Source organism: Caballeronia sp. SEWSISQ10-4 2 (assembly GCF_030464885.1).
Taxonomy (GTDB): domain Bacteria; phylum Pseudomonadota; class Gammaproteobacteria; order Burkholderiales; family Burkholderiaceae; genus Caballeronia.
In genome coordinates this window covers 113002-133234 of record NZ_JALPRJ010000015.1, presented here as the reverse complement: position 1 = coordinate 133234, position 20233 = coordinate 113002, and the positions used below count along the sequence as shown (strand labels likewise).

Annotated in this window: 20 protein-coding genes; 12 read left to right on the top strand and 8 right to left on the bottom strand. The window is 62.0% G+C overall.

What is annotated here, in order from left to right; translation table 11 throughout:
- Positions 1-187 precede the first annotated feature (187 nt).
- From dapC to cls, 6 genes are all read left to right on the top strand, one after another.
- A complete protein-coding gene (gene dapC, locus M0D69_RS12940; protein ID WP_301782387.1) occupies positions 188-1399 on the top strand; it encodes a succinyldiaminopimelate transaminase in 1212 nt (403 codons plus the stop codon).
- A gap of 38 nt (positions 1400-1437) precedes the next feature.
- The gene (gene dapD, locus M0D69_RS12935) at positions 1438-2265 is read left to right on the top strand and encodes a 2,3,4,5-tetrahydropyridine-2,6-dicarboxylate N-succinyltransferase (RefSeq protein WP_301782386.1); all 828 of its coding nucleotides are present in this window, start codon (positions 1438-1440) and stop codon (positions 2263-2265) included.
- Positions 2266-2268: 3 nt separating this feature from the next.
- On the top strand, positions 2269-2631 hold the full coding sequence (locus tag M0D69_RS12930) for an ArsC family reductase (protein WP_122171288.1): 363 nt from the start codon (positions 2269-2271) through the stop codon (positions 2629-2631).
- Positions 2632-2729: 98 nt separating this feature from the next.
- Complete coding sequence (gene dapE / locus M0D69_RS12925) at positions 2730-3869, top strand: succinyl-diaminopimelate desuccinylase (protein WP_301782385.1); 1140 nt, start codon at positions 2730-2732, stop codon at positions 3867-3869.
- A gap of 28 nt (positions 3870-3897) precedes the next feature.
- Positions 3898-4782, top strand: a complete 885-nt coding sequence (prmB, locus tag M0D69_RS12920) for a 50S ribosomal protein L3 N(5)-glutamine methyltransferase (RefSeq protein WP_047896669.1) — start codon at positions 3898-3900, stop codon at positions 4780-4782.
- Between the two features lie 33 nt (positions 4783-4815).
- Complete coding sequence (cls, locus tag M0D69_RS12915; RefSeq protein ID WP_301782384.1) at positions 4816-6279, top strand: cardiolipin synthase; 1464 nt, start codon at positions 4816-4818, stop codon at positions 6277-6279.
- A gap of 46 nt (positions 6280-6325) precedes the next feature.
- Here the strand turns inward: cls and M0D69_RS12910 are convergent, their stop codons facing one another.
- Complete coding sequence (locus tag M0D69_RS12910; RefSeq protein WP_301782383.1) at positions 6326-6805, bottom strand: glutathione peroxidase; 480 nt, start codon at positions 6803-6805, stop codon at positions 6326-6328.
- A 156-nt stretch (positions 6806-6961) separates the two neighbouring features.
- Between M0D69_RS12910 and M0D69_RS12905 the strand changes: the two genes are divergently transcribed.
- A complete protein-coding gene (locus M0D69_RS12905) occupies positions 6962-8899 on the top strand; it encodes an ATP-binding cassette domain-containing protein (RefSeq protein WP_301782382.1) in 1938 nt (645 codons plus the stop codon).
- Positions 8900-8920: 21 nt separating this feature from the next.
- Here M0D69_RS12905 and M0D69_RS12900 read toward each other — a convergent pair whose 3' ends face one another.
- From M0D69_RS12900 to alr, 3 genes are all read right to left on the bottom strand, one after another.
- Positions 8921-9184, bottom strand: a complete 264-nt coding sequence (locus M0D69_RS12900) for a DUF2866 domain-containing protein (RefSeq protein WP_047896665.1) — start codon at positions 9182-9184, stop codon at positions 8921-8923.
- Between the two features lie 176 nt (positions 9185-9360).
- Positions 9361-10749, bottom strand: coding sequence for a DNA repair protein RadA (radA, locus tag M0D69_RS12895; protein ID WP_301782381.1), 1389 nt, complete (start codon positions 10747-10749; stop codon positions 9361-9363).
- A 54-nt stretch (positions 10750-10803) separates the two neighbouring features.
- A complete protein-coding gene (gene alr, locus M0D69_RS12890) occupies positions 10804-11874 on the bottom strand; it encodes an alanine racemase (RefSeq protein ID WP_301782380.1) in 1071 nt (356 codons plus the stop codon).
- Between the two features lie 516 nt (positions 11875-12390).
- Here alr and lplT point away from each other — a divergent pair.
- From lplT to thiD, 4 genes are all read left to right on the top strand, one after another.
- Positions 12391-13698, top strand: a complete 1308-nt coding sequence (gene lplT / locus M0D69_RS12885; protein WP_301782379.1) for a lysophospholipid transporter LplT — start codon at positions 12391-12393, stop codon at positions 13696-13698.
- Between the two features lie 130 nt (positions 13699-13828).
- Positions 13829-14641 (top strand): hydroxyethylthiazole kinase, encoded by an 813-nt coding sequence (gene thiM, locus M0D69_RS12880; protein WP_301782378.1) that lies wholly within the window; start codon positions 13829-13831, stop codon positions 14639-14641.
- Positions 14642-14643: 2 nt separating this feature from the next.
- Entirely contained in the window at positions 14644-15270 is a 627-nt protein-coding gene (gene thiE, locus M0D69_RS12875; protein ID WP_301782377.1) for a thiamine phosphate synthase, read from the top strand.
- A 5-nt stretch (positions 15271-15275) separates the two neighbouring features.
- Complete coding sequence (thiD, locus tag M0D69_RS12870; protein WP_301782376.1) at positions 15276-16082, top strand: bifunctional hydroxymethylpyrimidine kinase/phosphomethylpyrimidine kinase; 807 nt, start codon at positions 15276-15278, stop codon at positions 16080-16082.
- An 11-nt stretch (positions 16083-16093) separates the two neighbouring features.
- On the opposite strand, the gene M0D69_RS12865 is transcribed toward thiD, so the two are convergent.
- From M0D69_RS12865 to tsaB, 4 genes are read right to left on the bottom strand one after another with little or no spacing between them, the layout of a single operon-like run.
- Positions 16094-17059, bottom strand: a complete 966-nt coding sequence (locus M0D69_RS12865) for a DUF1853 family protein (protein WP_301782375.1) — start codon at positions 17057-17059, stop codon at positions 16094-16096.
- Positions 17056-18057, bottom strand: coding sequence for a uracil-DNA glycosylase family protein (locus M0D69_RS12860; RefSeq protein ID WP_301782374.1), 1002 nt, complete (start codon positions 18055-18057; stop codon positions 17056-17058). Before M0D69_RS12860 ends, M0D69_RS12865 begins: the two co-directional genes overlap by 4 nt.
- The gene (gene rimI / locus M0D69_RS12855; protein ID WP_301782373.1) at positions 18044-18538 is read right to left on the bottom strand and encodes a ribosomal protein S18-alanine N-acetyltransferase; all 495 of its coding nucleotides are present in this window, start codon (positions 18536-18538) and stop codon (positions 18044-18046) included. Before rimI ends, M0D69_RS12860 begins: the two co-directional genes overlap by 14 nt.
- The gene (gene tsaB, locus M0D69_RS12850) at positions 18535-19359 is read right to left on the bottom strand and encodes a tRNA (adenosine(37)-N6)-threonylcarbamoyltransferase complex dimerization subunit type 1 TsaB (protein ID WP_301782372.1); all 825 of its coding nucleotides are present in this window, start codon (positions 19357-19359) and stop codon (positions 18535-18537) included. Before tsaB ends, rimI begins: the two co-directional genes overlap by 4 nt.
- Before the next feature lie 176 nt (positions 19360-19535).
- Here tsaB and M0D69_RS12845 point away from each other — a divergent pair, with 176 nt between their 5' ends.
- Positions 19536-19805, top strand: coding sequence for an acyl-CoA-binding protein (locus M0D69_RS12845; RefSeq protein ID WP_047896679.1), 270 nt, complete (start codon positions 19536-19538; stop codon positions 19803-19805).
- Positions 19806-20233 lie beyond the last annotated feature (428 nt).

Genomic DNA, 20233 nt, shown 5'->3' with positions numbered 1-20233 from the left:
AAGTGCCGCCACGCACAGTGGCTAATAGTGATAAAGAGAACAGCCAGCATAGACCAGCCACGGGCGCAGAAAGCAGCAACCCAGCACCAACCCATCCCCCCGAACGCAAGACCCCCAAACCAAACCCCGAGTGCGAACGAAAACCCCAGAGCGATATAATCGACCCCTGACCACCGCCGACTCCGCCGTGAATCCACTTCTCCAGCAACTTCAGCCGTATCCGTTCGAAAAACTGCGCGCGCTGTTCAAGGGCGTGACACCGCGCACGGATCTGGCGCCGATCAGCTTCGGTATCGGCGAGCCGAAACATGCAACGCCGGCGCTGATCCGCGACGCCGTCGTCAACGCAATGTCCGGCCTGGCATCGTATCCGGCCACCGCCGGAAGCGAGCCGTTGCGCCAGGCCATCGCGAACTGGACCAAAGAGCGCTACGGCCTGCCCGCCGTCGACGCCGCCACGGAAGTCCTGCCGGTTTCGGGCTCCCGCGAAGCACTGTTTTCGCTCGCCCAGACGGTGATCGACAGCCGCAGCACCGCTGAACCGCCCGTCGTCGTCTGCCCGAATCCGTTCTATCAGATCTACGAAGGCGCAGCCTTGCTGGCCGGCGCCGAGCCGTACTTCGTGAACAGCAATCCGGCGCGCAATTTCGCCTGCGACTACGCAGCCGTGCCCGACACCATCTGGGCGCGTACCCAATTACTCTACGTCTGCTCGCCGGGCAACCCGACCGGCGCCGTGCTCACGCTCGACGACTGGCGCGAGCTGTTCGCGCTATCGGATCGGCACGGCTTCGTGATCGCCTCCGATGAATGTTATTCCGAGATCTATTTCAACGAAGCCACGCCCCCGCTCGGCGGTCTCGAAGCAGCCCACAAGCTGGGCCGCGGCTTCGAACGGCTGGTGATGTTATCGAGTTTGTCGAAGCGTTCGAACGTGCCGGGCATGCGCTCGGGTTTCGTTGCCGGCGATGCATCGGTACTCAAGCAATTCCTGCTCTACCGCACCTATCACGGCGCGGCGCTCTCGCCCATGTTCCAGGCGGCCAGCGTCGTTGCGTGGAAGGACGAGGCGCACGTGCGCGATAACCGCGCGCTCTACCTGAAGAAATTCACGACCGTCACGCCCATGCTCGCCGACGTGCTAGATGTTCGCCTGCCCGACGCCGCGTTCTACCTGTGGGCGAACGTGGCGCGCACCGGCCTCACCGACACCGAGTTCGCCGCCCGCCTTTACGCCGACTATAATGTGACGGTTTTACCGGGCTCATATCTGGCACGAGACGCCCACGGCACGAATCCCGGCAGCGGTTTCATCCGTATAGCACTGGTCGCGGATGTCGACGAATGCGTGGAAGGTGTGCGGCGGATCGTCGAATTCTGCCGCACGCTGGCTCGGTAAATCCCTCCTTAATCACAGCACTCACTTAAGTCACGACCATGTCGCAACAACTTCAGCAGATCATCGATACCGCCTGGGACAACCGCGCCGAGCTGTCACCGAAATCGGCCCCCGCCGAAGTGCGCGACGCCGTCGCTCACGCTATCGAACAACTCGATAAGGGCCAGTTGCGCGTTGCCGAGAAACGGGACGGCGAATGGGTGGTCAATCAATGGCTGAAGAAAGCGGTGCTGCTGTCGTTCCGTCTGGAAGACAACGCGCCCATGTCCGCCGGCGGATACAGCCAGTTCTACGACAAAGTGCCGTCGAAGTTCGCCAATTACACGGCTGAAGATTTCGCTGCGGGTGGTTTTCGCGTCGTGCCGCCGGCTATTGCGCGCCGTGGTTCGTTTATCGCCAGGAACGTGGTGTTGATGCCGTCGTACACGAACATCGGCGCTTATGTTGATGAAGGCACGATGGTCGATACCTGGGCCACGGTCGGCTCGTGCGCGCAGATCGGCAAGAACGTGCATTTGTCGGGCGGCGTGGGCATTGGTGGCGTGCTGGAACCGCTGCAGGCGAACCCGGTGATCATCGAAGACAACTGCTTTATCGGCGCGCGTTCGGAAGTGGTGGAAGGCGTGATCGTGGAAGAGAACTCGGTCATCTCCATGGGCGTGTATCTCGGCCAAAGCACCAAGATTTACGATCGCGAAACGGGTTCGGTGACGTATGGCCGCATTCCGGCCGGCTCGGTCGTGGTCGCGGGCAATCTGCCTTCGAAGGACGGTTCGCACAGCCTGTACTGCGCGGTGATCGTGAAGAAGGTGGACGCAAAAACGCGCGCCAAGGTTGGCCTGAACGAGTTGCTGCGAGGCGATTGATCCATGGCCGCGAAAAAGATCGTCGTGTATGGGATTCCGAATTGCGACACCGTGAAGAAAGCGCGCGTGTGGCTGGAAGAACATGACGTGCCGTTCGAATTCCACGACTTCAAGAAAGCCGGGGTATCGACGGCCTTGTTGCAGGACTGGCTGAAGGACGTCTCGCTCGACGAACTGATCAACCGGCGCGGCACGACGTGGCGCGGCTTGTCGGATACCTACAAGGACGAAGCCGGCTCCACGGCCGGCGCGATTGCGTTGATGATCCACAAGCCGTCGATCATCAAGCGGCCCGTGCTGGTGGTCAACGGTCGCGTGAAATCGCTGGGTTTCGACGCCGAAAAGTACGAAACGCTGTTCGTTTGAGCTTTAAGCGCAGCACCGCGCGCCCGGAAAACGGCTCGCGAATCTTGATCCCTGCCGGCCGCCGCGCCGGCATTTTTTATTGAAAGTGGCTCGAATCCATGTCCGGCACCCTTCTGCTCTCCGAACAACTCATCGCGCGCGCGTCCGTCACGCCCGACGACCAGCATTGCCAGAACCTGCTGATCGAGCGGCTGTCGGCGATTGGTTTCGAGTGTGAAACGATCGCCTCGGGCGGCGTCACGAATCTCTGGGCCGTCAAGCGCGGCACGGACCGTACCAGTGGCAAGTTGCTCGCGTTCGCCGGCCACACCGATGTCGTGCCAACCGGGCCACTGGAACAATGGACCTCGCCGCCGTTCGTGCCTACCCATCGCGAAGGCAAGCTGTACGGTCGCGGCGCGGCAGATATGAAAACATCGATAGCGGCCTTTGTCGTGTCGAGCGAGGAATTCGTCGCAGCGCATCCGGCGCACCGCGGCTCGCTCGCGTTCCTGATCACAAGCGACGAAGAAGGCCCCGCCACCGATGGCACCGTCAAGGTCATCGAAGCTTTAAAAGCGCGCGGCGAGCGGCTGGATTACTGCATCGTCGGTGAGCCCACATCGAGTGTCACGCTCGGCGATATGGTCAAGAACGGCCGCCGTGGCTCGATGTCGGGCAAGCTGACCGTGAAAGGCGTGCAAGGTCATATCGCGTATCCGCATCTGGCCCGGAACCCGATTCACTTGCTCGCGCCCGCGCTGGGCGAACTCGTCTCAACGCATTGGGACGACGGCAACGAGTATTTCCCGCCGACTACCTGGCAAGTCTCGAATCTGCATAGCGGCACCGGCGCGACGAACGTGATTCCCGGCCACATCGAATTGATGTTCAATTTCCGCTTCTCCACTGCCAGCACGGTGGAAGGCTTGCAAAGCCGCGTTCACGCGATCCTCGATAAACACGAACTGCACTACGACCTCGCGTGGAGCGTCAGCGGCTTGCCGTTCCTCACGCCGCGCGGCACGTTGTCGAATGCACTTGAACAGGCCATCTTCGATGAAACCGGCGTGCGCACCGAATTGTCCACCACGGGCGGCACCTCGGATGGCCGCTTTATTGCTCGCATCTGCGAACAGGTGGTCGAGTTCGGACCGCCGAACGGCAGTATTCACAAGATCGACGAGCACGTTGAAGTCGCGTTTATCGATCCGTTGAAAAACGTGTATCGGCGCGTACTCGAAACGCTGCTTGCCTGATCCGACTCACTCTTATAAGGAGCCTGCGATGGCGCTTCCCTTCACCACCGTTCGCGATCTGCTGCGTTTTGCCGTCTCACGGTTCACCGCGGCAGAGTTGTCGTTTGGTCACGGTTCGTCAAATGCATTCGATGAAGCCGCGTACCTCGTGCTGCATACCCTGCACCTGCCGCTCGATACGCTCGACCCGTTTCTCGATGCACGTCTGCTCGACACCGAGATCGACGCCATCATGAAAGTGATCGAGCGCCGCGCGAAAGATCGCGTGCCGGCGGCCTACATCACGAACGAAGCGTGGATGCATGGGCATCGCTTTTATGTCGATGAGCGCGTGATCGTGCCGCGTTCCTTTATTGGCGAGTTGTTGCAGGATGGTTTGCAGCCCTACGTGCAAGACCCTGACGAAGTATCGCGTGTGCTCGAGCTCTGCACGGGCTCCGGCTGCCTCGCGATTCTCGCCGCGCAGGCGTTCCAGAACGCGGACATCGATGCCGTCGATATCTCCGCGCCCGCGCTGGAAGTCGCGCATCGGAACGTGGACGATTACGACCTGGATTCGCGCGTCGCGCTGTACGAAGGCGATCTGTTCGCGCCGCTGCCGGTCGGCCGTTACGAAGTCATCATCACGAACCCGCCCTACGTCAACGCACTCGCGATGCAAACCCTGCCGGCCGAATATCGCCACGAGCCGGAACTCGCGCTCGCGGGCGGCGCGGACGGCATGGACATCGTGAAGCGGATCGTGGGCGAAGCACGCAAGTGGCTGACCGAGGACGGCGTGCTGGTGGTCGAGATCGGCAATGAACGCGCAAACGTGGAAGCCACGCTCGGCGGGCTCGACATGGTCTGGCTCTCGACCAGCGCCGGCGACGACAACGTGTTTCTCATCCAGGCTGCCGACTTGCCGGGTTGACGGCGCAATCATCGACTTCCAGGCATCGTGCACATGCAATTCGAGTGGCAGGACTGGCTTCATCTCGGCACGTTTGTGGTCATCGCTCATTTGCTGGGCGCGGCCGCCGCAGTGCACGCGGTAATCAACACGCGCACCTCGCAAGGCGCGGTCGCGTGGGCCGTGTCGCTGGTCGCCATGCCCTACTTCACGCTGATCCCGTACCTGTTTCTCGGGCGCAGCAAGTTCGCAGGGTATATCGACGCGCGGCGGCTGGAAAATGAGATCCTGCGTAAAAGCGCGCACCGGGCCGAATGGAATTTCCCCGATGAAGCCGCCCGTCTGCGCGGCGTCGCGGCAGGCGACCCGGCCGAGTATCTCGGCCATCCGACCATACGCGCGCTGACGCGCCTGAGCGGCATGCCGTTCCTGCGCGGCAATTCGGTGCGCGTGCTGATCAACGGCACCGCCACGTTCGATGCAATTTTCAAAGCCATCGACGCGGCGAAAGTCTATGTGATCGTGCAGTTTTTCATCGTTCACGACGATGAACTCGGCATGAAGCTGAAAGACCTGCTGATCAAAAAAGCGCAGCAAGGCGTGCGCGTTTATTTTCTCTACGACAGCATCGGCAGCTTCGATCTCCCGCGTAGCTACGTGAACACGCTACGCGCGGGCGGCGTGCAGACGCATCCGTTTGCGACCAAACGCAAGTTCGTCAATCGCTTCCAGATCAACTTCCGCAATCACCGCAAGATCGTGGTGGTCGATGGCGAATGTGCGTTTGTCGGCGGCCATAACGTAGGCGTGGAATATCTCGGCGCGAATCCGCGCTTGTCGCCCTGGCGCGATACGCACATCGAGGTGCGCGGCCCGGCGGTCGCCAGCATCCAGTTCGTGTTTATCGAAGACTGGTACTGGGCGACACAACGCGTTCCGGAAGTGGAAGCGTCAAAGACATCGGCCCACGACATGAGCTGCCTCGTCCTCGCGAGCGGCCCGGCCGACCATCAGGAAACGTGCTCGCTGTTTTTCGTCGAGGCGATCAATGCGGCGCGTTCGCGCATCTGGATCACGACGCCGTATCTCATCCCCGACGAAGCCGTGTTCTCCGCGCTGAGGCTCGCGGTACTGCGAGGCGTGGACGTGCGCATCCTGATTCCGAGCCGTCGGGATCACCGCGTGGTGTTTGCTGCGTCGACGCTCTATGCCTACGACGCGCTGCTCGCGGGCGTCCGGATCTTCCGATATCGCCCGGGCTTCCTGCATCAGAAGGTGGTGCTGGTCGACGACATGTCCGCGGCTATCGGCAGCGCGAATCTCGACAACCGCTCGTTTCGCCTCAACTTCGAGATCATGGTCCTGACCGTGGACCGGCGCTTTGCGAGCGAAGTCGAAAACATGCTGCTCGACGACTTCGCGCAGTCATGGGAAATCAGCCGCGACGATTATCTCGGCGCACCCGCATGGCGGCGCATGGCGATGCACGTCGCCCGCTTGTTTTCACCGATTCTGTGAAGCTGGCGATGCTCGCGCGGGCGTCGCGTCGCGCCGAAAACCGCCGTTAAAGCAGCTTTTCGATATCGCCGGAAAGCGCATCTGGTTTCGTCACCGAACCGTACCGGTTGAGCACGTTGCCTTCCTTGTCGACCAGGAACTTCGTGAAGTTCCACTTGATGCCTTCGGTGCCCAGAACACCCGGCGCTTCTTCGGTCAGATAGCGAAACAGCGGATGCGCGTTCGCGCCGTTCACGTCGATCTTTGCGAACATCGGGAAGGTGACCCCGTAGTTCTTCTCGCAAAAGCTGCCGATCTGCGCCGCGTCGCCCGGTTCCTGCTTGCCGAACTGGTTGCACGGGAAACCCAACACCTCGAAGCCGCGATCCGCGTAACGTTCGTATAACTCCTGCAAACCCTTGTACTGCGGCGTGAATCCGCACTCGCTTGCGGTGTTCACGATCAATAGCACCTTGCCCTGATAGCTTTCCATGCTGACGGTTTCGCCGCCCAAGGTTTCCGCCGAAAACGAGTAGATAGGGTTCATTCGATGCTCCGCTTGGAAAAAGTCAGTCTAAGCGAAACGCGGGTCAAAATACATCCGGCCGAGCGGCTAACGGCGGGCTAGCGTCAATGAGCCGGTGGCGCGCGCCCCCGGCAGTCTAAAATAGCGTTTTCCCGTACTCGCCTGGGTCTTCACGCCGTGATTCGCTTCAATCAGTTCAGCCTTGCCCGCGGCATCAAACCGCTCTTCGAACAGACCACGTTCGCGCTCAATCCTGGCGAAAAGGCGGGGCTCATCGGCGCTAACGGCGCGGGCAAGTCCACGCTCTTCTCCGTGCTGCGCGGCGATCTGCACGCGGATGGCGGCGATTTCTCGATGCCGCCGTCGTGGCAGATCGCCCACGTCGCGCAGGAAACGCCTGCCGTGGACCGCACCGCGCTCGACTACACGCTCGACGGCGACACGCAGTTGCGCCGCATCGAAGCGCGGATTGCGGCGGCTTCAGCGGTGCACGATGGCGCCGCTGAAGCTGAGGCGCACGCCGCTTTCGCCGACGCCGACGGTTATACAGCGCCCGCGCGCGCCGAAACCCTGCTGATCGGCCTGGGTTTCACGCTCGCCCAAACGAAGGAACCGGTGACGAGTTTTTCGGGCGGCTGGCGCATGCGCCTGAACCTCGCGCAGGCGCTGATGTGCCGTTCGGACCTGCTGCTGCTCGACGAACCCACGAACCACCTGGATCTCGATGCGATCGTGTGGCTGGAAGACTGGCTGCATCGCTATCCGGGAACGCTGATCGTGATCTCGCACGATCGCGAATTCCTCGATTCGGTCTGCAACGTCACCTTGCATCTGGAGAATCGGCAGATCAAACGTTACGGCGGCAATTACAGCCAGTTTGAAATCCTGCGCGCGCAGCAGATGGCGTTGCAACAAAGCGCGTATGTGAAGCAGCAAAAGACGGTGGAACACCTGCAGAGCTTCATCAACCGGTTCAAGGCACAAGCGACCAAGGCGAAACAGGCGCAAAGCCGCGTGAAGGCGCTGGAGCGGATGGAGATCATCGCGCCGGCGCACGCGTCTTCGCCGTTCACCTTCGAATTCCGCATGCCGGACGCCGCGCCGAACCCGATGATGGTGATGGATGCCGTGCGCTGCGGTTACCACACGGAAGCGGGTGAAGTGCCTATCGTGGAAGGCGTCACGCTGTCCATTCAGAACGGTCAGCGGATCGGCTTGCTGGGTGCGAACGGTCAGGGGAAATCGACGCTTATCAAGACGCTGGCCGGCACGCTTGAAGCGCTAAGCGGCACGGTGCGCGAGGGCAAGGGCTTGCGTATCGGCTATTTCGCGCAGCATCAGCTCGAAACGTTGCGCCCCGAAGACTCCGCGCTGCAACACGTCGCCCGGCTTGCGCCCGACACGCGCGAACAGGAACTACGCGACTTCCTCGGAGGCTTCAATTTTTCCGGCGAGATGGCGACCGCGAAGATCGCGCCGTTTTCCGGCGGAGAGAAAGCGCGGCTCGCGCTCGCGCTGATCATCTGGCAAAAGCCCAATTTGCTGCTGCTCGACGAACCGACCAACCACCTCGACCTCGAAACTCGTCACGCGCTCACCATGGCGCTTGCGCAATTCGAGGGCACGCTGATTCTGGTCTCCCACGATCGCCATTTGCTGCGCGCGACCACGGACACGTTCATGCTCGTGGCGAAACATCGGCTGCAATCGTTTGATGGCGATCTTGACGATTATCGCGACTGGCTGCTGCAGCACGCAGCCGAGCAGCGGGCGGCCGCCAAGGAGATGGGCGGTGCCGGTTCAACGGACGATTCGCTGGATTCGGGACAGAACCGCAAAGAGCAGCGTCGTCTGGAGGCGCAAGAGCGGCAGAAACTCTCGCATCTGAAAAAGCCGCTGCAATCGCGGATTTCGAAGATCGAGAAGGAGATGGACAAGCTGAATGCAGAGAAAGCGCAGCTGGATATTTTCGTTGCCGATGCCGCCAGTTACGAACCCGCCATGAAGACCCAACTGACCGAGTCGATTCGTCGTCAGGCCGATGTGAACGGGCAATTAGAAGCGCTCGAGGCGCAATGGCTCGAGGCACATGAGGAACTTGAGCAGATAGGCTGACCGGTTGCTGGTCAACCCGTCCTAACGTCTGGGCAGCGTTTGCCGCGGCATGCCTTCGTCGTCGACCAGTACGTGTTTCCTGCCCTTCACATGGCGCCGAATGGTCGCCACTACTTCATCTTCGGTCACATCTGCCGCCACCACGCGACGCGAGATCTGCCCTTCAGCGTCGATCCATTCGACAATCCGGCAACCGCCGCCCCACGGCTGCTGGATGGGCGCGGACACACGGCAGCCGCGCAGATGAAATGAAGGGCCTGACAAAGTTTGATCTGCGTGTTTCAAGGCGTAGTCCTTTTCCGCTCATATCCGGGTTTCGTCGCGATACAAGCATAGAAAAAGCACGCTTTGCGTGGGTTACAGGGCCCTCGCAGTTTTTTACACCAGATTACTAGGGGTCGGATCGATGTTGCGCGGTGAACGTCCGCGCAACATCGATCCCGATGCAATTGCGGACAATTTCAGGCCAGCGACCGCACGCGATCGATAGCCTCTTCAATCCGGTCGACCGCAATCACTTCCAGCCCGTCGATAGGCTGCTTCGGCGCATTCGCCTTCGGAATCAGCGCAATGGAGAAGCCCAGTTTCGCGGCTTCCTTCAACCGGTCCTGACCCCGCGGCGACGGCCTGATTTCACCCGCGAGCCCGACTTCGCCGAACACGATCAAACCCTTGGGCAGCGCCTTGTTACGCATCGAAGAATGAATGGCGAGCAGCACGGCCAGGTCGGCGGCAGGCTCTGTGATCTTCACGCCACCCACCGCATTCAGGAACACGTCTTGATCGAAGCACGCAATGCCTGCGTGCCGGTGCAACACGGCCAACAGAAGTGCGAGCCGGTTCTGCTCCAGACCCACGGCGAGCCGACGCGGGTTGGGAACATGCGCGGTATCGACCAGCGCCTGCACTTCCACCAGCAACGGCCGCGAACCTTCCTGCGTCACGAGCACGCACGAACCCGGCACACTCTGCTCATGCTGCGATAAAAACAGCGCCGATGGATTCGCCACGCCGCGCAGACCACGCTCGGTCATTGCGAAGACGCCGAGTTCGTTGACCGCGCCAAAGCGATTCTTGAACGCACGCACAAGCCGGAACGACGAGTGCGTATCGCCCTCGAAATACAGCACCGTGTCGACTATATGTTCCAGCACGCGCGGCCCGGCGAGATTACCTTCCTTCGTCACGTGGCCGACCATGATGATGGTCGTGCCCGTCTGCTTCGCGATCCGCGTGAGTTGCGCCGCGCACTCGCGAACCTGCGCGACCGATCCCGGTGCGGAGCTCAGCGCTTCGGAATACACGGTCTGAATGGAATCGATGACGGCAACTTCCGGCCGCTCGGTATCGATGGTCGCCTGAATCCGCTCGAGCTGGATTTCCGCAAGCAAGCGCAAATCGGGCGCTGCATTGCCGGAATCGCCGAGCAGGCCGAGCCGCTGCGCGCGCAATGCGATCTGCGCGCCAGACTCTTCGCCGCTGATATAAAGCGCTGGCCGCTCGCGGGCAATCTCCGCCAGCGATTGCAGCAGCAGCGTGGATTTGCCAATGCCCGGGTCGCCGCCGATCAGTACCACGCCACCGGCCACCAGCCCGCCGCCAAGCACCCGGTCGAACTCGCCGATACCGGTGGTAAAACGCGGCACATCCGACGCTTCGATCTCGGACAGGCGCTGCACCGGCGAGGTCTTCGCGAGTGCCTGAAAGCGATGTGCCGACGGCGACTCCGCCACCGATTCGACCAGCGTGTTCCATGTTCCACACGCCGGACACTGGCCCTGCCATTTCGGCGCCTGACCGCCGCATTCGGTGCACACGTACAGCGTTTTGACCTTCGCTACTTTCGCCACTCGCCTTCCTAAATTCCGTCGTCACACACCCAAAACAACCACAGCGACCGCGCTTTATTCCGCCCGCATTGGCACGCGCGGCGCGACTGCGCACATCAACTCATACCCGATCGTGCCGCAGGCAGCCGCGACCTCGTCGATCGGCAGTTTCGTGCCCCACAATTCCACGGGCGTGCCGATCCCGGCGGTCGGGACCGGTGTCAGGTCCACCGTCAGCATGTCCATGGAGACACGGCCGACGATCCGCGTCAGCACGCCGTCGACGATAACCGGCGTGCCTTCAGGCGCCACTCGAGGATAACCGTCCGCATAACCGCACGCTACTACGCCGATCCGCATAGGACCTGTGGCCGAAAACACCGAACCGTAGCCGACCGACTGACCCGCCGGCACCGTCTGAACCGCGATCAGTTCGGACGCAAGCGTCATGGCCGGCCGCAATCCGGTTGTGGCGATATCGGCAGTTTTGCCCGACGGCGAGCCGCCGTACAAGATGATGCCGGGCCGCACCCAGTCGAAATGCGCAGCGGCGTGCCAGAGCGTAGCCGCCGAATTCGCGAGACTGCGCGCGCCCGCAATGCCTTCGGCCCCGCGTTCGAACGCTTCGAGTTGATGGCCGATGCCGCGCGGGCCGTCGGCGTCGGAGAAATGCGTCATCAGCGTGATCTGGCCGACACCCTGCACCGCCCGCGCCCGTTCCCAGGCCGCCCGGAAGCGCTCTGACGTATAACCGAGCCGGTTCATGCCGCTGTTCATTTTCAACTGGATATTGACCGGCTTCGAGAGCCGGGCCATTTCCAGCATGCGCAACTGTTCGTCGCAATGCACAGCCGTAGTCAGGCTGTAGCGATCGATCACGTCGATATCCGTCGGACGGAAAAAACCTTCCAGTAGCAAGATGGGCCCGGCCCAGCCGAGTTCACGCAACTTGACCGCTTCTTCGAGGTCGAGAAGGCCGAAGCCGTCGGTTGCACGCAATCCGGGGAACGCTCGCGCCACGCCGTGGCCATACGCATTGGCCTTGACCACGGCCCATACTTTGGACTTCGGCGCGTGACGGCGTGCGACGGCGAGATTGCTGGCAAGTGCGGCGGTGTGGATCGTGGCGGATATGGGGCGCGGCATGGGAGTTCGGTTGGAAGAAACAGGTGATTATGCGAGAGCGGGCCGCGGCTTGACGGTTATGTGAGAGTTCGGTTTCAAACCCGGCACGGCAGCAACGGATCGTGCCCTATTCATGAGCGCTCCTGGACCACTCATGCGCCGCTCAAGAACCCATAAGTCAGCAATCGATCATTGCGTCCGATGGCCGGTCACTAAGAGACAGCGCACACGACGATAAATTCGAAAAGAACCGATATGGCTGGCGAGTAGCTGAATCAGTACCCGAATCAATACTTTATCGCGACCTTGCAGACCGGCGATGTTCCGGCCCGGGTGTCTGCGGATCGCCTGCAACTCATCATGCGAGTTACTGCTAGTCAGAATGCGCCTATTTTCGTGTTATAAAGCCGTGCACACAACCCATTTCGAACAGAAATTGCCTGAACGGGAGCCTGAGCGCAAACCCGGACGCGAGAGACGAGCGCGCCGTGTGCGAGCGGGGCGGATTACCCGCAGTGCGGACAAGCATCGGATCAGATGAAAAAAGGTTTTTACACCATCATGGCCGCGCAGTTTTTCTCGTCGCTGGCCGACAACGCCCTTCTGATCGCTGCGATCGCCCTGCTGAAAGATCTTCACGCCCCGAACTGGATGACACCGCTGCTCAAGCTGTTTTTTGTGCTGTCATACGTCGTTCTGGCCGCTTTCGTCGGCGCCTTCGCAGATTCCAGGCCGAAGGGTCACGTGATGTTCGTCACCAACTCGATCAAGGTCGTGGGCTGCTTAACCATGCTGGCCGGTGCGCATCCGTTGCTCGCCTACGGCGTTGTCGGATTCGGCGCCGCTGCCTATTCGCCCGCCAAATACGGCATCCTCACGGAGCTGTTGCCGGCCGACAGGCTGGTCGCGGCGAACGGCTGGATTGAAGGCACCACGGTCGGCTCGATCATCCTCGGCACCGTGATGGGCGGTGCGCTCATCAGTCCGCACATCGCCTCGCACATTCTTCAGTTACATATCCCCAAGGTCGACACGCCCGCCGAAGCCGCCATGCTCGTGATCGTGCTCATGTACATTGTCGCGGCGATCTTCAATCTGCGGATCCCCGACACCGGCGCGCGTTATCCGAAGCAGGAACATCGCCCGCTCAAACTGATCACCGATTTCGCCGATTGTTTCAACGTGCTCTGGCACGACAAGCTCGGCCAGATCTCGCTCGCCGTGACCACGCTGTTCTGGGGCGCGGGCGCGACGCTGCAGTTCATCGTGCTCAAGTGGGCGGAGGTGTCGCTCGGCATGTCGTTGTCGGAGGCCGCCATCCTGCAGGCGATCATCGCGGTCGGCGTGGCTGTCGGCGCTATCCTCGCGGCCGCGCGCGTACCGCTGAAGAAGTCGCTGTCCGTGCTGCCGGTGGGTATCGTGATGGGCATCGCGGTGATGCTGCTCGCGTTCTATTCAAAGCATCTGTTTCCCGTGCACTGGGGCATCTATTTCGGCCGGATGCACATTCCGGGTTATCTGATCGTCGCTTATATCTTCCTGATGATTGTCGGCGGGCTGTCGGGATTTTTCGTGGTGCCGATGAATGCGCTGCTGCAGCATCGTGGCCACGTGCTGCTCTCGGCGGGTCATTCGATCGCGGTGCAGAATTTCAACGAGAACCTCTCCGTGCTCGTGATGTTGTGCCTGTACGCGGTGCTCGTCTGGCTCGACGTGCCGATTCAACTCGTGATCGTGCTGTTCGGCACCTTCGTCTGCCTGATGATGTACTTCGTGATGCGACGGCATCAGGCGAATCAGCGAGCCTTCGATTCGGTCGCGCTGATCGGCGAATCGCGGCATTGAGCGGCGGCGTTGAATCGACACGCGCTGCGCCCCGTTTGATTGCAGCATATGGAAGCTTGAAACCACGCCGGGCATTCGCTCGCCCGGCGCGCGATAATCTCGCTATATCCATTTTCCTGACACCCTGCACATGCTCGCCGCCGATCTCTTTTCGTTCGCCGTGCGCGTGCGCGAACGCGCGCCGCTGGTCCACTGCCTGACGAACCTTGTCGTCACGAACTTCACGGCGAACGTGCTGCTCGCGCTCGGAGCCGCGCCGGCGATGGTCGTCGCCCGCGAAGAAGTGGGCGAATTCGTGCCGCTGGCAAACGCGGTATCGGTGAATCTCGGCACGCTCGACTTGCCGCAAAGCAAGGCGATCCGCGCCGCCGTCGAGGCCGCCAACCGCGCGCACAAACCGTGGATCCTCGATCCCGTTGCGGTCGGCCCGCTAAGTTTTCGCACGGCATTCGCGTTCGATCTGCTCGATGCCCATCCGGCCGTGATTCGCGGCAACGCGTCGGAAATCATCAGCTTGTCAGGCGGCGAGTCGAGCGCACGCGGCGTCGACAGCACCGCTTTCGCCGAAGCCGCGCTCGACGCCGCTCAATTGCTTGCGCTGAATACCGGCGCGGTCGTCGCGGTCACGGGTGCGACCGATTACGTCACCGACGGCCGCCGCACGGTCGCCTTATCGAATGGATCGCCATTGATGACGCGCGTGACCGGCGTGGGGTGTGCGTTGTCGGCGACGGTCGCGGCGTTCGTGGCTGTTGCTCAGGCCGATGACTTCTGGGCTGCAACCGTCGCCGCCATCGCTTATTCGAGCATCGCGGGGGAACTGGCATCGCGCGACGCCGCGTTGCCCGGTAGTTTCGCGGTCGCGTATCTCGACCGGCTGGCATCGCTCGATGCAGACGATTTCTCGGCCACGCTCGTGTCGCGCGACGTCGTGCCCACCTGACGATGAACCTCGACCTCGCGCTGTATCTCGTCCTCGATCCCGTGCAATGCGGCGGCCATGCTCGCGCGCTCGAAGTAACACGCGCGGCGCTGGATGGCGGCGTCACAATCGTGCAACTGCGCGCACCCGAGTGGCACAAACGCGCGTGGCTCGAACTCGCGCTCGATCTGCTGCCGCTTACGCAACGGCATGGCGTGCCGCTCATCATCAATGACCATATCGATGTCGCGCTCGCAGCCGGCGCCGATGGCGTGCATATCGGCCAGAACGACCTGCCGCCGGATATCGCCAGGAAGTTGCTTGGGCCCGAGGCGCTGATCGGACTGTCGGTGTCGAATGCCCAGCAGATCAATCACGCCAATCCGCTCGGCGCGATGATCGATTACGTGGGCGTCGGGCCGGTATTCGATACACCGACCAAGCCGGATGCATCGGCGGCGTGCGGTGTCGAAGGACTCGCCAAGCTCTGTGCACGTTCCCTGCATCCGACGGTCGCCATAGGCGGCATCCAGTTGCACAATGCCGCCGATGTCAAACGCGCGGGACCGGGCGGTATCGCGGTGGTATCGGCGATCTGCACTGCTGCCGACCCGCGTCTCGCCGCGCTACGATTGCTCGAATCCACTTGATAACCATGACCCATCCGATCCCCAACGTCCTCACCATCGCCGGTTCCGATTCCGGTGGCGGCGCGGGCATCCAGGCCGACCTCAAGGCGTTCTCCGCGCTCGGCGCGTACGGCTTGTCCGTCATCACCGCGCTCACTGCACAAAACACCCGCGGCGTGACGGCCATCCATACGCCTGACGCGTCGTTCGTCACGGCTCAGCTTGACGCCGTTTTCGACGATATCCGCATCGATGCCGTCAAGATCGGCATGCTGGCCAACGCCGATGTGGTGCGCGCGGTAGCGGCGGCGTTACGGCGTTATCGGCCGGTGCATGTGGTGCTGGATACCGTGATGATTTCCAAGAGCCACCATGCGTTGCTCGCGCTGGATGCGGTGGCTGCACTGCGCGATGAACTGCTGCCTTTGGCAACACTGGTCACGCCGAACTTGCCGGAAGCGGCTGCGTTGCTGAACGAAACCTCAGCCGAAGATGAAGACGCGATGGTGCGCCAGGGCGAAGCGCTGCGGGCGCTGGGCGCGCGGGCGGTGTTGATGAAGGGTGGCCATCTGAGTTCCGCCGATAGCCCCGACTGGCTGATCGAGGACAGCGGAGCGATGCGGCTTGGCGGCCCGCGCGTGCCGGTGAAGAATACGCATGGAACGGGGTGCACGTTGTCGTCGTCGATAGCAGCGCTGCTGCCGCAACGCGATACGCTCGCCGCCGCCACCGCCGATGCCAAGCTCTACCTGACCGGCGCAATCGAACAGAGCGCGCGACTGGATGTCGGGCACGGTGTCGGACCGGTGCATCATTTTTTCAGGTGGTGGTGAGACAGCGTCGCTTAGCGAGCAGCGCGACCGTCGGAATTCGCAAAATCAGAGGCACGTTCGGGCCAGTCATCGGGGACGATGAAACCGCGCGAGTGCTCGCGCCAGACATTGTCGGCAGCACACTCGTAGCGCGCAACCATGATCGGCGACGACAGCGTTGCAACGCGCTCCGTCAGCGCAGCCGTCTGCTCGACCAGCGCCTCACCCTCTTGCGCCGATAACGTCCGCTCGGCCATCCACCCCAATCTCGGCAACGAAGCGAACAGTCCACCCGCCTTCGAATCGCGCCACTCCGACGTCGTTTTCCACCAGCCTCGCAGATGATCGCAGGCAAGCTCGGGCGGCGGATTCGACGTCCGGCTGAGATCGCCGTTGCGATAAAACAATCGCCCTTTAACGAACAACTCGGCACGCCACGGGCCGTCGAAACCGAGCGATGCGAACTCATCACGCGCACTCAAACCCAGTTGATGATGCAGAAGCCGCGCGTGCTTCAGATCGAAGCGATCCTGCAGGTTCGGACCCACATAGTGAGCGAGCGTAGCAACCCCGTCACCCTCGCCGATGTGCAGATAAAACTTCACCGCAAGCTCCCAATGCAGCCGCTCGCCCTGGGCGTTCTCCAGCAGAAAATCGACCTCGCCGAGGGTACGCTCCGCAGTACGCAAAGGCACGTTCGCCGCGATCAGCCGCGCGTCCGGTCCATGCGTCAGGAAGTATTCGAGCAACCCTTCAGCGTAGAAGCCGAGGCGCGTAAGCGAGGGTCTGTGAACCTGTGCATGAAGCTCAACGGGATCGCGATCAAGCATGGCGAGCCACGCCAACGTGATATCGCGCTCGGTCCTGGCAACTGCAGCCGGATGCGCGAGCGGCGCACCCGCGTGCGAAGCGCTCAGCAGATCGGGCGAGAACAGCAACCACGCAAGATCCCGCACGGCGGGATCGTGGAATGGCGTGATCTCGTCCGCAGCCGTCACTGGTCGTCTGCCGCCTTCAGCGACTTGCGATAGGTTGCTTGTGCGAGACACAGATCGGCCCATGCCTTGGCTTTGTCGGGGAGACTACGCAGCAAGTAAGCCGGGTGATACGTGACGATAACCGGCACACCTTGATAGTCGTGCACGCGGCCACGCAGCGACGCAATGCTCGCCTCCGTCTTGAGCAGACTCTGCGCGGCAAACCGGCCAAGCGCGACGATCAGCTTCGGTTTCACCAATTCGACCTGCCGCTTCAGATAGGGCTCGCAACGCGCGACTTCATCGAGTTCCGGATTGCGGTTACCGGGCGGGCGGCACTTGATCACGTTCGCGATGAACACGTTGTCCTCACGCGATAACGCCACCGCGTGCAGCATGCTGTCGAGCAGCTTGCCCGCCTGGCCGACGAACGGTTCGCCCTGCTTGTCCTCGTTCTCGCCCGGCGCTTCGCCAATCAGCATCCAGTCGGCATCCCGGTCGCCAACGCCAAATACCGAATTCGTGCGCCGCTCGCACAAGCGGCAACGTTCGCAGACGGAGACGCGCGCGGCCAGCGTGTCCCAGTCGAGGGACGCGATATCGGCGGCGGTGTCGTCGATGGTTTCGGGCGCGACGGGAGTCTGGAGCGGTACGTCGTCGAGCCACGGGAGATCATCGAAGACAGGCGGTTCTGCGGAAGGGACGAACTGATCGGCTTTGATCCGGGACGTATCGACGTCTGTTTCTGCTGGCGGCGTCCTGGACGGCGCTTGCCGCACATTGTCCTGGCTGGTCTGCGCGGCTGAAAGAGCAGCATCGAGCGCCGTCAGCGCATCGATTGAATCGGCTGTCACCGCCGCCGGCGTTTCCGGTGCTCGTTCCGCGACATGCGCAGGCGGCAACCCGGCAGCCGTTGACTGCTCAGGCACGGCAGCGGATGTTTCAGCCGATCCCGTCCCACGCCTCACCCAGACCGTTCCCAGCCCGAACTCTTCCAGCATCGACTTATGCAGCGCCATTCGCGGCCTCCTTTGAAAACGTCAGACGCATGACGAGTGCATCCTCGCGCGACCGGTGCCGCGCGGGGTAATAGTTCTTGCGCCGCCCGATGGTGGCAAAACCAAAGCGCTCGTAAAGCTGGATGGCACGCGGATTCGATGGCCGCACCTCCAGCAGCACGCCGTCGAGTTTCTGATGCCGCGAGATGCGCACCGCTTCTCGCAGCAACGTGAGTCCGGCGCCGGCATGTTGTGCCTGGGGCGCGACGCACAGATTCAGCAGATGCATTTCATCGACCACCGGCATCAGTACGCAATATCCCAGCAAAGTCCCGGTGACGTGGCGCAGGCACACGCCGAAATAGCCGTTGCGCAGCGAGTCCTGGAAATTGCCGCGGGTCCAGGGAAACTCGTAAGCGAGCTTCTCGATGGCGGCGACCTCGTCGAGATCGGCTTCAGTCATCGACGACAGATAACGATCCGCCAGCAACACGCCACTCACCGTAGGGGCTCCGTCGTTTGATCAGCCTGCTCAGGGTGCACGGCAGCAGCAGCTTTGGCGGCGCGCGCGTCCATCCGCTCGGCGGTGGTTTGCGCGACCTTGTTGCGTACGTATTCCGGCGCGGCCTGGTCCGGCGCGACCGTCCGGCCGGCGCGCAGCGCACGCAATCCGGCGAGCGCCACGGGCAAGGCATGAGGCCATGCATCGAAATCGATGCGGCACGCGGGGGCATCGGGCATCGGCAGACGGTCGCCGAAAGCCGCCGCCGCATTGCCCGCCAGCGTGAACGGCTCATCCGGCAAAACGATAGCCTCGGGCAGATCCAGCGATGCCGTCTGCACCGTGGCCCACTCGCCCGCCGCTGCGTCCCAGCGGAAATCCGCCCAGTACGCCTCGTTCATGCGGGCGTCGAGCGCCGCGAGCACCCGCGTTGCCGATGGCTCGTGCAAACGCGCGAACTCCGCGCACGCGAGCAAGGTACCGACGGGCACGACCGGCACGCTCAATCCGAACGCCAGTCCTTGCGCAACGCCGGTCGCCGTGCGCAAACCGGTAAACGATCCCGGCCCCGCGCCGAACGCGATTCCCGAGCAATCGGCGAGTTTCAACCCGACCAGATCGAACAATTCGCGAATGGCGGGCAGCAGACGCGTGCTGGATACCGGCCCCGTCAATTCATGGCTGAACCAGACATTAACTTCGCCGGCGGAGTAATGAGGAGCGCTTCCATGAGCCGTGGCGGGCGCGGGATCGGCGATCAGCAGCGCGACTGAACAGAATTCGGTCGAGGTATCGAGGGCGAGCAGAACGGTGCGTGTCATGGCCGCTATTGTAATGCGTGACGTAATGCATGAGCCGTGCGGCGGCGAGCTCGACCGCAAGCCACGTCACGTACGCCGTACGGGAAGTCTGGAAGAAACCCTCGAAAATCACGCACAGCTGGCTTGCTATGATCGCCCGTCCCTAACCAGCATGTCCGGAGAACCGAATGAGTGGAATCAACGAACTCGACGCGCAATTCGCGCAAGCACAGGCGGACGTCAAGGAATTGCCTGAACGTCCGGGCAACCTTACGCTGCTGCGCCTCTACGCGCTCTACAAGCAAGCGAGCCTCGGCGATGTGCAGGGCGACAAGCCAGGTTTCACCGATATCGCCGGCAAATACAAGTACGACGCATGGACCGCGCTCGCCGGCACGCCGCAGGACACCGCAAAGCAGCAATACGTCGAGCTGGTGGAATCGTTGAAAAGCGGCGCATCGGCGTGAAATCCGGGCCGACCAGTCCCGTGGCGCTTTACGACCAGTCCCGTGGCGCTTTATTGAGACGCGCGCTTGAGACATATGCGGCAACCGCGCGCCCCTGCAAACCGCCAATCGAATCAAACTGTCTCAAAATCTGGCGCAGCGCAACAATTGCCGCTATACTGTTGCCTGCGCTTCACTGTGACCGGGTGAATTGACGTTTGAAAGTCGGTTCATCGCACGCAGCGCGGCGCCTCGTAGCGTTTTGCTCCAATCCAGTTTAGAAACTGTCCCCTCCCTGCTAGGCCTTTCTCGGCCGATCATGCATCAGGCTGACGACAAAGCCGCCTCGGCCTGTCGAATCCGATACAGCTTCTAACGAAAAGCTCGCCTTTATTGTTGCGAGCTGCCCCCGTTTTTCGATTTGCTCGCTGCTTCTTTGCTCGCTGAAT

Bases quoted from the DNA above. Each gene is read 5' to 3' on its own strand.
- thiM (WP_301782378.1), top strand. From the start codon at position 13,829: ATGCTCGCCGCCGATCTCTTTTCGTTCGCCGTGCGCGTGCGCGAACGC.
- M0D69_RS12860 (WP_301782374.1), bottom strand. From the start codon at position 18,057: ATGGCGCTGCATAAGTCGATGCTGGAAGAGTTCGGGCTGGGAACGGTC.
- cls (WP_301782384.1), top strand. From the start codon at position 4,816: ATGCAATTCGAGTGGCAGGACTGGCTTCATCTCGGCACGTTTGTGGTC.
- prmB (WP_047896669.1), top strand. From the start codon at position 3,898: ATGGCGCTTCCCTTCACCACCGTTCGCGATCTGCTGCGTTTTGCCGTC.
- thiE (WP_301782377.1), top strand. From the start codon at position 14,644: ATGAACCTCGACCTCGCGCTGTATCTCGTCCTCGATCCCGTGCAATGC.
- M0D69_RS12930 (WP_122171288.1), top strand. From the start codon at position 2,269: ATGGCCGCGAAAAAGATCGTCGTGTATGGGATTCCGAATTGCGACACC.
- dapE (WP_301782385.1), top strand. From the start codon at position 2,730: ATGTCCGGCACCCTTCTGCTCTCCGAACAACTCATCGCGCGCGCGTCC.
- lplT (WP_301782379.1), top strand. From the start codon at position 12,391: ATGAAAAAAGGTTTTTACACCATCATGGCCGCGCAGTTTTTCTCGTCG.
- dapD (WP_301782386.1), top strand. From the start codon at position 1,438: ATGTCGCAACAACTTCAGCAGATCATCGATACCGCCTGGGACAACCGC.
- alr (WP_301782380.1), bottom strand. From the start codon at position 11,874: ATGCCGCGCCCCATATCCGCCACGATCCACACCGCCGCACTTGCCAGC.
- tsaB (WP_301782372.1), bottom strand. From the start codon at position 19,359: ATGACACGCACCGTTCTGCTCGCCCTCGATACCTCGACCGAATTCTGT.
- thiD (WP_301782376.1), top strand. From the start codon at position 15,276: ATGACCCATCCGATCCCCAACGTCCTCACCATCGCCGGTTCCGATTCC.
- M0D69_RS12910 (WP_301782383.1), bottom strand. From the start codon at position 6,805: ATGAACCCTATCTACTCGTTTTCGGCGGAAACCTTGGGCGGCGAAACC.